We start from the raw sequence: 13,150 nt of genomic DNA, 5'->3' as shown, positions 1-13,150 counted from the left end.
GCTCATCCCCTACCGCGGGTACAGGTGAGGTCGTAGCCGGACAGTTCAGGATCCTCTGCATCGACGTAGGCGATGGCGTCGCCGACGATCCGGTACCAGGAGCCGCGGACTTTCAGTTCGTGGTCACCGGTGAGTCCGCCGGTGATCGGTGCGAGGACGCGCACGGCCGAGGTGGCGCCGTCGCGGGTGGCGTCGAAAAGTTCGGTGCCGCCGAGCGGGAAGACGCTGCAGTTCTCGATGGGCCACTCAGGACCCGCCGGGACCTCGCGGCCGCGGGTGTCGATGCCTGCCGATGTGCGGGCGTGCACGGTCTCGTCGCCCAGCATCAGTAGTCGCCTGTTGGGAATGACCAGACGGGTTGCGCGCCGACGGGCAGGCCGAGCAGGGTGCGGTGCCAGTCGGACAGTTCGAGTGATCCGCCTGGCGTCGCGAAGGTGCCGGCGTCGGCCTTCGATCGCGGCCCTTCGGTCCGGGTGGTGCTGTAGCTGATGTGCCCGGGCCACCGTCCGGTGGAGAGAGCGGTCTTGACGATTTCGATGGACACGGTCTTCGCTGCGGCCAGTTTGTCGGCGGGGACGTCGTCCAGTCCGAGGGCGTCGTGGAATTCGTGACGGATGAGGCCCGCGACCGAATCGAGGTGTGATTCGGCCGCGGCGCCCTCCGCGGCTGACAACGCGCGCCACTGGCTCGCGATGTCGTCCTTCGTGGCGAAAGCCACCCGTCAAGCCTTCCCGTCCATGACGGCCTGACGGACCGCGCAGTCCTTCGATTCGAGCAGCTTCCGTAGCGCCACCGACAGCTCTGGACCCTCGTCCAGCGTGTCGACGAGACGGTTCGCGAGCTCACCGAACCCACGAGACACCTGCTGCAGATGAGGCGGGAGGTGCCCGTACTCGAACTGCAACAGCAGGTGCTCAGTTGCGGGGTGCGCCATCAGTCCTCGCCCCCGACCAGTTCGATGAGTTCGGCCTTGGTCATTCCCTCGGCCTTGTCGGCATCGACGCCCTTACTGACGGCGTACGCGCGCCAGTCGTCGACGGGTCCGGCCTTGCGGGGACGCTTCAGCTCGTCATCACCATCCGGGTCAGGATCCGAGCCGTCGCCGTCGCCAGAGCCGTCCGGGTCGTCGCCGTCGGGATCGTCCGCGGGTGGGTCTCCCGCGTCGACGGGCTCGACCTCGACGACCGGTACCACCGCGCCGGCCTTGACCAGCCGCTGTTCCTCGGAGCCGGTCAGCTCGATCGTGTCGCCCTGCCGGTACCGGTGGATCTTGGTCGGCTGCCCCTTCTCGTTGCGCGCGAGAACTTCGGTGAACTCGATCGCGACGAGCTGATACGCGGTCACGGGGTGACCAGCCCGGTCAGCCACAGACCGGCCTTCGGCTGGTCGAGTCCCATGGCCCGCTTGTGCGAGGCGTCCGAGCGCCACGTCTCACGCGGGCCACCGTTCGGGCCGTTGCCCTCCGGGTACAGCGCGGTGAACTGCAGCGGCCGCGTGTCGGAGTAGAAGCCGATCGTGCCGCGCTCGAGGATGAGCGCCCGGTCGGCCGGGAACGTCCGCGACTGGATGACGCTGAGTCCCATGAGCTCGGCCGGGATCGCGCCGGTGTAGGCGATCGACTCGCCGGCGACGTTGCCGTTGTAGACGCGAAGGATCTGCTCGTTGTCCATGAGGGTGGCGAGCAGGCCCGGGTGCAGGACGATGGTGTCGGGCTGGAAGCCGTACCACTCGTCTTCGGTGGCTTCGGCCGGCTTGGCCGTGGTCACCTTCTCGACACCGCGGGCGATGTCGGTGCGCGGCTTGCCGTCCGGGTCATCCCATGCGGCCGAGACCGGCATCGTCGGGACCGCCGCCGACTGCAGCAGCGCCTTGGCCTGTCGGTCGTTGGCGCGGATGAAGGTGTTCCGCAGCCCGTACATCTGCTTGTTGACGGCGTCGATGTTGTTCTCGTCCACCATCTCCTTCGACACCCGGATGCCGAGTGCCTTCTTGACGGCGTACGCGACGCGCGGCAGACCGAGCTGCCCGGACGACACCGGGATCTCGCCGAACTCGGCGACGTCCTGGACGTCCTGGTCGAGGAACGTCGGGTCGCCCTCGCGGAACGCGACGACGCTCGACGGGTTCGCTCCGCCGTTGCGGAACAGTGCCTCGGAGATGAACTGATTCTCGATCAGTTCCTTCATCTTCGTGGGGATGAAGAGCGGCTGCTTGATGAGGTCGGAGACGGTGAAACGCGACCCGTCCGAGACGCTCACGATGCTGTTGACCATGTCGTGTGTTCTCCTTCGTGGGCGTGGCTCAGGCGAGCCGGATCAGGCCGGTCGCGTTGAGTGCGACGCCGGCGGGTTCGGTGCACGTTCCGACGATCGTGCGGGCGTCCGGGGTGGCCCCGGCCGGGGTGACGGCACCGTTCGCGGCGGCGATCAGCTTGTCGCCGAAGTTCGCTGCGGCCGCGTACTTCACGCGCACCTCGGTGCCCGCGTACGCGACGGCGACGACGGTCGGGATCGGGACCGCAGACACGACGGTGCGACCGAGGGCGTCGGTGGTGTTGGCCGGCGGGAACTGTTCGGGCGCCAGCGCATCGGTCAGCGCGACGCCGAGCACCTTCGTCGATCCGGCGCCAGCGACACCGATTCGGCCGGCGGCGCGGGCTTCGACGAGCTGGCCGCCGAGGACGGTCTCACCGCTCGCGGGGGTGAAGGTCTTCGGGCCACCCTGGGTGACCTGGACGATTCCGGGCATGTCAGATGCTCCAATTCTGGTAGGTGGCGTCCTTCGAGACGTCGGTGGTGGGCTCGGCGTCGACGGAGTGGCCGACCTGGCCGACGGGGAACGCCGACGATGCGGCGAGCGAGTCGAGCACCTGCTTCGTACCGGCGAAGTCCTTGCGCGCCAGCGTCTTGTACGCGGCGACCGACGGGCGGGCGATCTTCCCGGCCGCGAACGCGGCGTCGACCATCTCGTCGGCGCGCTTCTCGGCCTGCTCACGCTCGAACTGCGCGAACCGGCCGACGGTCGCCTGCATCTCGGAGAAGGCCGCGGCGTCGACGGTGACCGTCTGCGGAGCGGCGGGGTTGGCCTTCGCGGACGCGGCGACGGCGACCTTCTTCTTCTCCGGGTCCTCTTCCTCGGTCTCGGCCGCCGTGTCGGTCTCCGAGGTGTCCTCGGTGGTCTCCTCCTCGCCGGTCTCGACGGAGTCGTCGGCCTTGACCTTCGTCACCACCGCCTCGAGTGCGGATGCCAGGACCGCGGGGTCGGCGTCGTCGGTGAGACCGACGGCCTCACGCAGCTTCGCCAGCTGGTCGTCGGTCAGGCCGCCCGGGTTCGCGTCGCCGCTTCCGGGAGCTGCGGCAGCAACACGCTTGCTTCCTGCCATGTCTCCTCCTTCGGAGTTGTTCCTTGCACGTACCTCGCGCAAGGAGTCGGCTCGCGACGCGAACCGAAGACTGGATGCCGCCACCGTGATCGGCACGGCTGCGGGGTCGGCACCTTGTTCGGGCGCCGGTGGCGGGGGGACGTCGTCGTAGCGGACGACGACGGGGACGGCCTCGCCGAAGACGATGGCGTCCTGCCCGTCGCGTTCGGGATCGACGGTCACCGGGACCCGCAGGCGGGAGCCGTCGATGTCGTTGACGACGATGAGTTGCAGTGGTGCGAGCTGGATTTCCTCGACCCAGAAGTCGTAGCTCGCGGTCTCGTTGTAGGCGCGGCGGATGTCTTCGACCGTCGCCGACGCTGCGATGTTCTTGGGCATCACGGTTCCCTTCTTGGCCGCGATCACTTCGGCAGCCTGCGTGGTGGTGTCGACGTCCCACCAGGCGGCGATGTCGTCGAGTGATGCGATGGCGGGGGCGGTCACGCCAAGCAGCGAGAGCCCGGTGAGGACGAACGGGTGGGTATGTCCGATCGAGCAACGGTGGTTCCATTCGGCCTCGATGGACCGCGACGGGTAGGCGGAGGCGATGACCTCGCCGAGCCAGCCGGGCATGCCCGCGAGGTCGCCGCGGATCGAATATCCGTCGATGACTTCGAGGTTCGTGACCCTGCCGACGGCGGGTTGTCCGTCGAATCGTGGGTCGGTGTGACCGAGCTTGATGATCGGGTCCCGTACGCCGGGGCATTCCAGCGCGGCAACGGCCTCGGCGAGGTCGCCGCGGGTGATCGTCGTGACCCCGGTCGATGCCGACCACTGTCCGGTGCGCGCCAGTTCAACGCCTGCGACGCAGGCAATCTCGACGGCCATCAGAACAGCGCTCCCTGGCCTGTCGGGGTGAGTACTCGGCGGCGCGCAGACGCGGCGACCTCGACCTCGCGCGGCTGCGGGGTCGGTGGCGGCGCAGCGGGAGCCGGCATGGTGCCACCGGCCACCGTCGGTGCGGCGCCGAACGGCGCTCCCGGGGCGGGGAGGCCGTGGGTTTGGCGGATCGCGCGCTCGAGGCTCGGGTCGGGGACGAGCACACCGGCCTGCACGAGCTGGAGCAGCGCTGCGGCGGTCGCATCCTGCTGAGAACCGATCGGATCGAACACCAGGCGGGGCGCGGGTTCCTCGCGGCCCCAGTTCACGTCGACGAGGTCCTCGATGACGTGGGCGTTGAAGATGTCGCGGAACGATTCGGCGAACGTCTGCACGGCCTGGGCGAACACATCGGCCTGCACCGACGCCAGGGCATACGACCCGCCACCAGACAGATTGAGGAAGTGCGCGAGACCGGCAATCGCGATCATCTGATCGTGGTATTCGATCGCTGCACCGATGTCGGGCAGGTTTCCCTGCACGCCAAGCAATTGCAGCGTCGCACCGAACGGCATCGCGCCGCCCGCGCGAGCTCCACCGGTGAAGGACTGCGCCATCTCGGCGAGCTTCTGCAGATCCTTCTGCGTCGCACCGTCGGCACCCGTCGCGATCGGCACACCCATGCCGTTGCGGCGAATCGCCATCGCCTGAATACGCAGCAGCTCGTCCTTCAACAGCCAGTGCTTGTACGACGGACGCAGCAGCGACTTGCCGATCCAGAATCCCGGCTCCATGTCATGCGGGTAGACGACGAGTCGATCGATGGGGATCTCGGAAGGCGCGCTGTGCGGGGAGTTCACGGCGACCACGGGGTTGCCGTACGACGGCGCCCACTGCTGAATCGACAGCAACGCACCCGATTCCGCAACGTTCCACTGCGAGATCGTGCGTTGAGGCCGCGGTGCCAACCGGTCAAGCCAGATCAGACCGTCATCGGCGGTGCGGTAAGCCTGCTCGAACACCGAATGGCCGTATTGGAGCTTCGTGAGCGCCAACACCAGGTGTTGCGGGAAGGAGAAGCGGCCGCGGGTGCGATCCATCGGGGTGGTGTCGTCCGACCCGAGGATCTGGACACCGATGTTCTGCGCGACGTGCTCGGTCACCTCGTCGCGGGCGCCAGCCGGGTCGATCCAGAACTTCGCGCGCCGGATCGGCAGCGTGATCGCCGACAGGAGTGACGACACTCGCGAGTCTTCGCGCTCCATCCGATTGAAGATCCGCACCGACTGAGGCCACTGCAGGTCGGGGACCTGCTCGAACATCTCCCACTGCGAGAATCCGTTCGACTGCTGCGCGAGGACCGCGCCTCGCTCACGGAAGGCGGGTTTCGCGGGCTTCACAGGCTTCGACTTCTGTGCCAAACTACCCACCTCCCTTCACTTTTCACGATCACTGTTGTCAGAACGCTGCGGCGAGCACGTCGAGGTCACCGCTGTACTGATCGGCCGTGTCCTCGCGGACAGCAGCGCCGGCCGACACCGGTGATGCCGGCGCGGTGCGCGGCTTCGAGTGCCGCAACGCCCCCGCGTACGCGCACGCGGCAGACACCAGCGGCGCTGATTCGAGGTCGCAAGCGAACACGAAGTCGCCCTGCGGCAGGTCACGAAGCTGGACGACGTCGGCGGCGAGGTCGAGTTCCGGCTGTCCCGAGTGCGTGAGCGTTCCGTCGTCGATGTCGTCGAGCACGCCACCGCATGCGGCCGCCATCTGCGGGGTGTTCAGCTCCTCGGCCTCGATACCGATCTCGGCGAGCTTCGGAACGATCACCTTTGCCAGGGATCGGCCGTCGACCATCACCGCACCTGGGTCCCAGTCGGTGACCACCGCCGCCACGAACCGCAGCAGCTCCGCATGGGTGAACGGCTGCCACTTCCCCACCTCGACGTGTACGCCGTCGACGGTGCGTTGGGCCGCCGTGACCGCCCAGTGCCGCCGATCAGGCGCCAACGACAACCCGATCACCGGCGGCGCAACGAATTCCGGGGTCCGGTCCTTCAGATCACCCCACCGGTCCATGTCGATGTGGTGGATCCGCTCGACGTCCGGCTCCGGCCAGTCGCCCCGGCCGAGCGCTTCGACGTCGAACGCCTTCCGCCCCGCCTCCGTCGACAGATCGGCCTTGATGTCGTTGATCTTCTCTTCGGTCTGGATGACCCCGAACGACGGATTGGCGTACTCGAGCGTCGCCAGGTCGTCGCGGTCCATCACCCCGGCCAGCTCACACATCTCGCAGCACTCGACATCGCACGGCGCCATCCACTCCGCGAAGTACAGGCGCGGTTCCCGCGACAGACCGCGTTTGCGGACTGCCGACAGCACCACACCGTTCGGGTGCTGGTCCTGGTTGACCGCCGACGATGCGTAGATGCGTTGCGGGTTCTGCGCGGCGAGCTGAGTGAACGCCATCGCCGACGTCTCCGACTCGGTCAGGTTGTACGCCTCGTCGTAGACGATGAGGTCGATGACCGTCAGACCTCGGCCGGCGTCAGCCGAGCGGGTACCGAACGCGATCAACGCGCCCGAGTCGAGTTCGATGATGCCCTCGCCCTGCGAGCACGTTGCTTTCACGACGTGTTTCCGCAGCCACGCACGCCGCTTGATCAGCTTCATCATGCGGCGCCACGCATCTCGCACGGTCTTCCACCGTTGCGCGGTGTACAGGATCGTCTCGTCGAGCTTGAACAGCCCGTACAGGCAGCGGTCGATCAGAATCTCCGACTTGCCGTTCTGCCGGGTGCAGATCAGACAGCACGTCGGGTGCGTCCACCGGCCCTCCGGCGTCATCGAGCAGATCGCGTACTGGGCGTCACGCTGCCACGGCATCGACGACACCCCGATCCGCCGCTTCAGCTCGATCGCCTTCTCGCCGTGCGTCGTGTCCCCAGCGAACACCGACAGATGATGCGGATCCTGACGGCCAGTCAGCGTCGGGAACTCGTCAGAGATCGTCGAGACCATCCGGCTCGTCGTCTCCCGGGACCGCGGCGCGACGCTTCGCGATGTCGGCGAGCAACCGCTGCAGCGCACCGGCCTGCTGGCGCGCCTCCGACAACGCATTGTCGACGCGAACCTCGACGACGGACTCGCCACGCTCCACGAGGTCGAACAGGCCACCCGACCGCAACGCCGAGTGCAACCGGTCGAGACGATCCACCGTCCGGCACGCCTCCACGACCAGCACCGTCAGGTCCGCATCGTCGGTGTCATCGTGCAACTCGGCCCACAACGTGGCACCGCTGGCCTCGAACTCGTCGACGATGATCACGCTATTGCCACCTCCGAAAGCGATTGCGCACGAATCACATTGCACTGCAATGTAATTCGCTGATTGCGGCGGGCAGGGGCCTGATTTGCGATCCCACGCGCGCGGCCCGCGTAAAAAAAGCGGGACTACCTCGGCAGTCTCGGTCTGGGTTGGCGTTGGATATTTCGGGCCGGGGTGGGTCAGTCGATGGGGATGCGGCGGAGGTCGGGTTCGTCGACGACGTCGTCGTCAGCGATCATGACGTCGCCGTCGGGTCCGATTGCGAAGACCTTGACGAGGAGGTCGCGTCCGGCGAGCCAGGCGTGTTCGTCGCGTACGCGGCAGATGTGGGGTCGTGCTGGGACGCGGAGTTTGGGGTAGCTCATGAGGATGCGACTGACCGCGTCGTACATCGGGTGGTCACGGGTGATTTGTTCGCCGAGTAGAGCGCTCATGGCTTGTCCTCCCAAGGCTGTCCGTATGGGTCGAGGGGTCGGCCGATCTCGTCGACGTCGCACTCGGGCGGCCGGTGGTGTTCACGGCATGGGTGGCACCATGGGTAGCCGAAGGCGAGGTAGTCGCAGTCGGTTTCGCCGCAGCCGCACTCGACGGGTGTCACCAGGGCCAGGCCATGATGCGGAGGTCGTCGCTGGCGGGCGCTGGTGTGGCGTCTGCGCCGACGAGTGTGGGCCGCTGGTCATCTCGGTCGCCGTTGCCGCGCCGCCGGTTGCAGGTGTGGTGCAGGAGTCGGTCGGCGTGGTTGCCCTGGGTGCCGAAGTGGTCGCGGCTGCGGGTGTGGTCGGCTTCGAGAGGTTTGCCGTCGAAGTTGTCGTCCGGGTTCTTGAACATCGGTTGGCCGCACCACCAGCAGGGTGCGCCGTCTCGGTGACGGTTGAGGAGCCGTTCGCGGGTCTTGCGGTGCTGGTAGCCGAGGCCGCGTTGGTGAGCGCTCTTGGTGGGTCGACTCATGTGGTGGGCCTCCGTGCTCGCGGATTTGATGATTCGTCGCGCGCACCGCGAGCTGAGCGTAAGGATTCGTTGTCCACGATGTCAAGCATCACTGAGCGGTGTGTCTGCTGGCTGCGGATACTGCGTGCCGTTTGCGTCGCCTGGGGCGGCGTGTGAGTGCGTCGAGGACGTCGCCGCAGAGGTACAGGTTGTCGCCGGTGCGGTTGGTTCCTCGGACGGTGATGGGGTTGCCGCGGCGGTAGGTGAGCGCGTAGACGGTCTTGGGTTTGATGGTCTGGCCGAGGCGGTCGGCAACGATGGTGACGAGTTCGCGTGCGGTGAACAGGCGTGAGCGGAGTTCGCGGTCGATGCGGGCGTCTTGGTCGATGCGTTGGACGGTGAGTCCGCATGCGCCGCAGGTGATTGTCTTGTCGTCGTCGAATCCCCAGAGGTCGCCTTTGCATCGGGTGCAGGAGCCGACGTAGTCGGGTTCGCGTGGTCGCTCGATGGCGTTGCGGGCTGCGCTGATGGCGCCGAGGATCGCGCTGTAGTGGGTGGTGGCGTTGTCGGTGAGGGTGAGCGCGATGAGGTGTCGCGGGCGGTGGAGCCAGGCGGCGGCGTCGTGGATGTCGAGCAGCCTCGTCGCGTCGAAGGTGCGGAACTCGGGTGCGTACGGCACTGGCGTCCACGAGGTGGTGAGCGTGGTGCGTCCCGGGTGTGGGAGGTGGCGTTGGTGGCAGGTGTCGATGATCGCCCGGTTGAGGTTGTCGCGGAGTCGGCGTGCAACTTTCGCGGCGCGCGAGTTGTACGGCAGGGGTTGTTCTTTCCCTCGTCCGGTGGTGACGCGGGGGCCGCTGCCGGTGCGTGTCTGCTGGGTGAGGGTGTCGGTGAGTGCCTCTGCGAGCCAGTCGATGAGGGCGACGAGTTCCCGGTCGAGTTTGTCTCGTTCGGCGTGGGTGATGTGGAGGTGGTCGGTGTTCCGGCCGGTCACGCGATCTCCTCGATGGTGATGTCGATGCGGGGGTTGGTGGGGTCGTAGTCGATGGCGGTGGCGACGTTGAGGACGTGGGTCCAGGAGTCGTCGGGGATGAGTCCGGCGTGGACGATGGCGTCGAGCGCGGCCTTGGCGAAGGGGCCGAGGCCGTCGGCGTCGCGGGGTCTGAGGTCTGGGGCGTGCCAGGTGAATTGCACGCGGATGGGGGTCGTGAGCTTGGGGATGCGCGCCTTCTTGGCGTAGGCCCACACCTCGTGTTGCATGTCGGATTTGGCCTGTCGCACTCGTGTCCAGTGCCAGCGGCGCTGGTCGTTGGCGAGCATGATCGGCCGGCGGATGGGGATGGTGATCGTGTGGGTGGTCACTGGCTCGCCTTCGTCGTCGAGAGCTGGGCACGGACGAGCGCGAGACCTCGGGCGGCGCGTTCTTCGGTGTCGGGGTCGTGGTTGCAGACGCGAGATCCGCGGTACCCGCTGTCGTCGCACAGGGCGCAGGAGGCGATCGCTTCGCGGGCGAGCTCGGCGAGGGCGTGGCGTTCGGACCGCTGAGCTTCGACGCGGGCGCGAGTCTGCTCTGCGTCCCAGTCCTCGCGGGCGCGGCGGGCGTCGGCGCACGCGCCGCAAGCAGGTGGCTTCGCGTCGCCGATGTGCTTGGGGCAGCGAGGGGGTGGGGGTTCGTCGCTGTCGCGTTCGGAAGGTAACCCCTCCCCCTCTACGTAACCAATAGATAGGTCGGGTCGGGTCGGGTCGGGTCGGGGGTAAGAAACTTCTTGCGAACTCACATCCTCTGTCACGCGTGACATACGTTGTGACTTCGCTTGTGACTCACGCTGTTTGTTCGTGCGAGCTTCGCGTGATCTTCGCTGTCTTTCCTTCGCCTCCTCCCGCCGTTTACGCACGTCTGTACTGGTCTCCTGATACTCAGACCAGTCATGAAACTCCCACCCACCATCGACTTCTAACCACAGTCCCGCTGACACGAGTTCACGAGCCGATTTGCGAGTGCCCAACAGCCGCAGAACTTGCGGAGTAATTCGTCCGTCGGTCAGGTGTTGGCACGAATACGCACCGGATTTCACCCAGAGTGCGACCGCCGCGGCGGACAGAGTGGACGTCTTCGGATGCGACCAGAAGCCGTCATCGACCTTGAACCAAGTCATCGGCTGCGTGGTCCTTTCGCTGATCCGGCGCGGCCGGAGTGGTTGCGGACCGTGCCGTCGGCACGGAGGGTGTAGCGGCCGCCGCACACCCGGCAGTAGCCGCGGGTGCGGGACGGCAGGGTCGCGGGTTCGGCTTGGCTGCCGTGACAGTGGTCGGAGCGGGGCTCGACCGAGTGCGGCATGCCGCGTCGGATGGTGCTGCGGTCGAATCCCATCGCGGCGAGGTCGGCGTCGACGGTGTGGAAGTGCACGCCCACGTCCTCGGCGATCGCGGCGACGGTGTGTCCTGCGGCCGCGAGCTCGCCGACGCGGAGTTGTCTTCGGGCGACGCCCATCTCGTCGTCGGTCGGTTCAATCACGGTCACGTCGGATCCCCGCGCTCCGCGATCTCGGCGAACCCCTTGTCGATCGTGTCGGCGTCCAGGCCGAACGCGTCGCAGATCATCGCGAACGTTCGGGCGAGTGCCACGTTCGCGATCGCGACCATGTCGACCTCGGGCATGCGTCGCTGCCAGTACGCGACGACGTCGGCGAACGGAGCGTCCGGGGGTAGCGGCCGGTGCAACGACGTCACCCGATTCACCACACGCATCAGCGATCACCGCCTGTGCCGTTCGGGCCGCCCGGGTAAGGGTGGGTGCAGTTGGGACAGCACATCCGTTCGGCGCACACGGTGAGCAGCGTTTGGCAGTACCCGCACACGACGGGCCGTTCATCCTCGGCGGTATCGAGATACGCGCAGGGGCATCCGATGCCGTCCCAGTTGAAGCACAGCTCTTGCTCGGAGCTCATCGGCGACCCACCTCCTCGTCGTACAGGCGGTCGACCACATCGATCGAAATGGAGACGATCAGGATCATCATCGCCACAAACCACAACCAGTCAGGGACTGTCCCCACGACGCTCGAGACGCAGACGCCCCCCGCGAATCCCAAGAACCACGGCCGAGTTGACCGGGTCGGCGTAGCAGTGTTGGGCATCAGAACAGTCCTTCCGTGTGGCGTTCGCCGACGACTGAGAGCCAGCCCGGGACGAAGGCGCCGGGCAGTCCGCACGTGGCGAGTTGCTGGGCGTCTTCGCGGCCGTAGGCGATCAGCACCGATGGGGCACCCGCGTTTCCGACAGCGGCCGCGCCGTCTTCGCGGTGGAACGTGAGGCGTCCGTGGAGAAACAGCAGGCCGGTGGCTCGTTCCCACACGTGGCGGCGGAACGCGGCGGTCTCGGTGCGGGCGAACAGCAGCGCGGTTCCGGTGCCGTGGTCGGCGAGGCGGTCGATCCATCGCCATGCCTGCGAGTAGGGAGGGTTGCACCAGACGCGGCCGTACCAGGGTTGGGAGAGGCCGTCGTCGCGGTAGGTGAAGTGCTGGGCCGCGGTCGGCCAGCGGTCGGGATTCGGTGCGGCGCAGGGGTCGAGGTCGAACGGTCCGAGTGCGTCGAGGATGTGCCGCGGCGTCAGCCAGGTGTCGGTACCGGTTGCGTTGCTTTCGTGCGCACCCATCGCGCGAGTGAGTGTCATCTTCCGCGTGCCTTCCGTTTCGCGTCTCTGCATGCGTCGCAGGGTTTCTCGCCGAATTTGTGGTGCTGGCGGTATCCGTGGGTGCTGCCGCACTGTCGGTGGTGTCGAGTAGGCAGCTCGAATCCCATCGCTTCCAGGTCGCTGCGGACGATGCGCAGCGGCGCGCCGAGACGGCTAGCGATGGCCTGCGGTGGGAGGCCCTGCACGGCGAGGTCGCCCACCCGGATTTGCCGTTTCGCGATGGCGTCCTGGACGCCGGTGCGGCCCGTCATGACGCCACCTGTGCGTTCTGCGATGCCCGGGCTGATCGGGCTGCCGCAGCGATGACCGCGGAGAGCGCTGCGGGCGCGCGCCGGTGTGCGCGTTCGTAGCGTTTCACCATCGCCGAGACGGTTACGCCCACGCGTCGGCACGCGCTCGTACCGTCGACGCCGGCGGCGAGCAGGTATTCGAACTCGTCGAGGTCGTCGTCGATGCTGCGTGTCACCACAGTCGGTTCGGGGTGGTGGTTCGGGTCGTCGATCGTGTCCTCGTCCCAGTCCAGCGGAGCGGGCCACCCGTTGGCTCGGCCTCGGTTGCGGGCGCGTGCGTCGTTCCCTGGCACCAGCTGAAGCTGGATGAAGAGGTCTGCGACCTCGCGGGCGCGGCGGGCGACCACGTACTCGGCGCGGCCGAGAAACAGTGCGGTGGCGTTGCCCTGCCAGGCCCAACCGAGTCGCCGGCATAGTTCGCGTTGGCTGTACCCGTTGGCGACGAGCGCCTGAAGGCGTCGGGTGGTGCCGAAGGCGGGCACGATCCGTCCGGGTGATGCGACGGGAAATGCAAGCTCGGGAACCGGCACCGCGAGGATCCGGTCGGCTGTGCGTCGGAGCACCTTCTTGGTCGGCCCATACCCGCGTTCAGGGCGCCCAGTCATCAACACCTGGATGGTGTTCGTGGAGACACCGGTCAGTTCGCCTAGGCGTTTGTTGCTGATTCCGGCGTTGCGG

21 protein-coding genes are annotated in these 13,150 nt (G+C 67.3%); all 21 read right to left on the bottom strand.

What is annotated here, in order from left to right; translation table 11 throughout:
* Positions 1 to 2 precede the first annotated feature (2 nt).
* Positions 3 to 326 (bottom strand): hypothetical protein, encoded by a 324-nt coding sequence (locus tag KTR9_RS07820; RefSeq protein ID WP_044506226.1) that lies wholly within the window; start codon positions 324 to 326, stop codon positions 3 to 5.
* Complete coding sequence (locus KTR9_RS07815; protein ID WP_014925935.1) at positions 326 to 718, bottom strand: hypothetical protein; 393 nt, start codon at positions 716 to 718, stop codon at positions 326 to 328. Before KTR9_RS07815 ends, KTR9_RS07820 begins: the two co-directional genes overlap by 1 nt.
* 3 nt (positions 719 to 721) lie before the next feature.
* The gene (locus tag KTR9_RS07810) at positions 722 to 934 is read right to left on the bottom strand and encodes a hypothetical protein (RefSeq protein WP_014925934.1); all 213 of its coding nucleotides are present in this window, start codon (positions 932 to 934) and stop codon (positions 722 to 724) included.
* The gene (locus KTR9_RS26515) at positions 934 to 1,344 is read right to left on the bottom strand and encodes a hypothetical protein (RefSeq protein ID WP_014925933.1); all 411 of its coding nucleotides are present in this window, start codon (positions 1,342 to 1,344) and stop codon (positions 934 to 936) included. The genes KTR9_RS07810 and KTR9_RS26515 overlap by 1 nt, the downstream gene beginning before the upstream one ends.
* A complete protein-coding gene (locus KTR9_RS07800) occupies positions 1,341 to 2,273 on the bottom strand; it encodes a phage major capsid protein (RefSeq protein ID WP_014925932.1) in 933 nt (310 codons plus the stop codon). Before KTR9_RS07800 ends, KTR9_RS26515 begins: the two co-directional genes overlap by 4 nt.
* A gap of 28 nt (positions 2,274 to 2,301) precedes the next feature.
* Complete coding sequence (locus KTR9_RS07795) at positions 2,302 to 2,748, bottom strand: hypothetical protein (protein WP_014925931.1); 447 nt, start codon at positions 2,746 to 2,748, stop codon at positions 2,302 to 2,304.
* 1 nt (position 2,749) lies between these two features.
* Entirely contained in the window at positions 2,750 to 4,249 is a 1,500-nt protein-coding gene (locus KTR9_RS07790; RefSeq protein ID WP_014925930.1) for a phage protease, read from the bottom strand.
* Positions 4,249 to 5,670 (bottom strand): phage portal protein family protein, encoded by a 1,422-nt coding sequence (locus KTR9_RS07785; RefSeq protein WP_014925929.1) that lies wholly within the window; start codon positions 5,668 to 5,670, stop codon positions 4,249 to 4,251. The genes KTR9_RS07790 and KTR9_RS07785 overlap by 1 nt, the downstream gene beginning before the upstream one ends.
* A 28-nt stretch (positions 5,671 to 5,698) precedes the next feature.
* Positions 5,699 to 7,192, bottom strand: a complete 1,494-nt coding sequence (locus KTR9_RS07780) for a hypothetical protein (RefSeq protein ID WP_148281164.1) — start codon at positions 7,190 to 7,192, stop codon at positions 5,699 to 5,701.
* A 46-nt stretch (positions 7,193 to 7,238) separates the two neighbouring features.
* Positions 7,239 to 7,565 carry a hypothetical protein gene (locus tag KTR9_RS07775; RefSeq protein WP_014925927.1) on the bottom strand — a complete coding sequence of 109 codons (327 nt, stop codon included), beginning with the start codon at positions 7,563 to 7,565 and terminating at the stop codon, positions 7,239 to 7,241.
* 179 nt (positions 7,566 to 7,744) lie between these two features.
* Positions 7,745 to 7,999 (bottom strand): hypothetical protein, encoded by a 255-nt coding sequence (locus tag KTR9_RS07770; RefSeq protein WP_044506223.1) that lies wholly within the window; start codon positions 7,997 to 7,999, stop codon positions 7,745 to 7,747.
* Between the two features lie 160 nt (positions 8,000 to 8,159).
* Positions 8,160 to 8,513, bottom strand: coding sequence for an HNH endonuclease (locus tag KTR9_RS07765; protein ID WP_014925926.1), 354 nt, complete (start codon positions 8,511 to 8,513; stop codon positions 8,160 to 8,162).
* An 88-nt stretch (positions 8,514 to 8,601) separates the two neighbouring features.
* A complete protein-coding gene (locus KTR9_RS07760; RefSeq protein WP_014925925.1) occupies positions 8,602 to 9,483 on the bottom strand; it encodes a hypothetical protein in 882 nt (293 codons plus the stop codon).
* Positions 9,480 to 9,851 carry a hypothetical protein gene (locus KTR9_RS07755; RefSeq protein ID WP_014925924.1) on the bottom strand — a complete coding sequence of 124 codons (372 nt, stop codon included), beginning with the start codon at positions 9,849 to 9,851 and terminating at the stop codon, positions 9,480 to 9,482. Before KTR9_RS07755 ends, KTR9_RS07760 begins: the two co-directional genes overlap by 4 nt.
* Positions 9,848 to 10,645, bottom strand: coding sequence for a hypothetical protein (locus KTR9_RS27280; RefSeq protein ID WP_014925923.1), 798 nt, complete (start codon positions 10,643 to 10,645; stop codon positions 9,848 to 9,850). Before KTR9_RS27280 ends, KTR9_RS07755 begins: the two co-directional genes overlap by 4 nt.
* A complete protein-coding gene (locus KTR9_RS07745; protein WP_044506218.1) occupies positions 10,642 to 11,010 on the bottom strand; it encodes a hypothetical protein in 369 nt (122 codons plus the stop codon). Before KTR9_RS07745 ends, KTR9_RS27280 begins: the two co-directional genes overlap by 4 nt.
* Positions 11,007 to 11,237 carry a hypothetical protein gene (locus tag KTR9_RS07740; protein WP_044506215.1) on the bottom strand — a complete coding sequence of 77 codons (231 nt, stop codon included), beginning with the start codon at positions 11,235 to 11,237 and terminating at the stop codon, positions 11,007 to 11,009. Before KTR9_RS07740 ends, KTR9_RS07745 begins: the two co-directional genes overlap by 4 nt.
* Entirely contained in the window at positions 11,237 to 11,437 is a 201-nt protein-coding gene (locus KTR9_RS27275; RefSeq protein WP_148281163.1) for a hypothetical protein, read from the bottom strand. Before KTR9_RS27275 ends, KTR9_RS07740 begins: the two co-directional genes overlap by 1 nt.
* A 187-nt stretch (positions 11,438 to 11,624) precedes the next feature.
* Positions 11,625 to 12,161, bottom strand: a complete 537-nt coding sequence (locus KTR9_RS07730) for a DNA N-6-adenine-methyltransferase (RefSeq protein ID WP_044506211.1) — start codon at positions 12,159 to 12,161, stop codon at positions 11,625 to 11,627.
* Positions 12,158 to 12,433, bottom strand: a complete 276-nt coding sequence (locus KTR9_RS27270; RefSeq protein WP_044506210.1) for a hypothetical protein — start codon at positions 12,431 to 12,433, stop codon at positions 12,158 to 12,160. The genes KTR9_RS07730 and KTR9_RS27270 overlap by 4 nt, the downstream gene beginning before the upstream one ends.
* Complete coding sequence (locus KTR9_RS07720) at positions 12,430 to 13,077, bottom strand: hypothetical protein (RefSeq protein ID WP_148281162.1); 648 nt, start codon at positions 13,075 to 13,077, stop codon at positions 12,430 to 12,432. Before KTR9_RS07720 ends, KTR9_RS27270 begins: the two co-directional genes overlap by 4 nt.
* Between the last annotated feature and the right edge of the window lie 73 nt (positions 13,078 to 13,150).

The sequence above is a fragment of the Gordonia sp. KTR9 genome (genome assembly GCF_000143885.2).
In the GTDB taxonomy this organism is placed as follows: Bacteria; Actinomycetota; Actinomycetes; order Mycobacteriales; family Mycobacteriaceae; genus Gordonia.
Note: the sequence above shows the minus strand (reverse complement) of the source record. Positions and strands in the feature narration are given on the sequence as shown.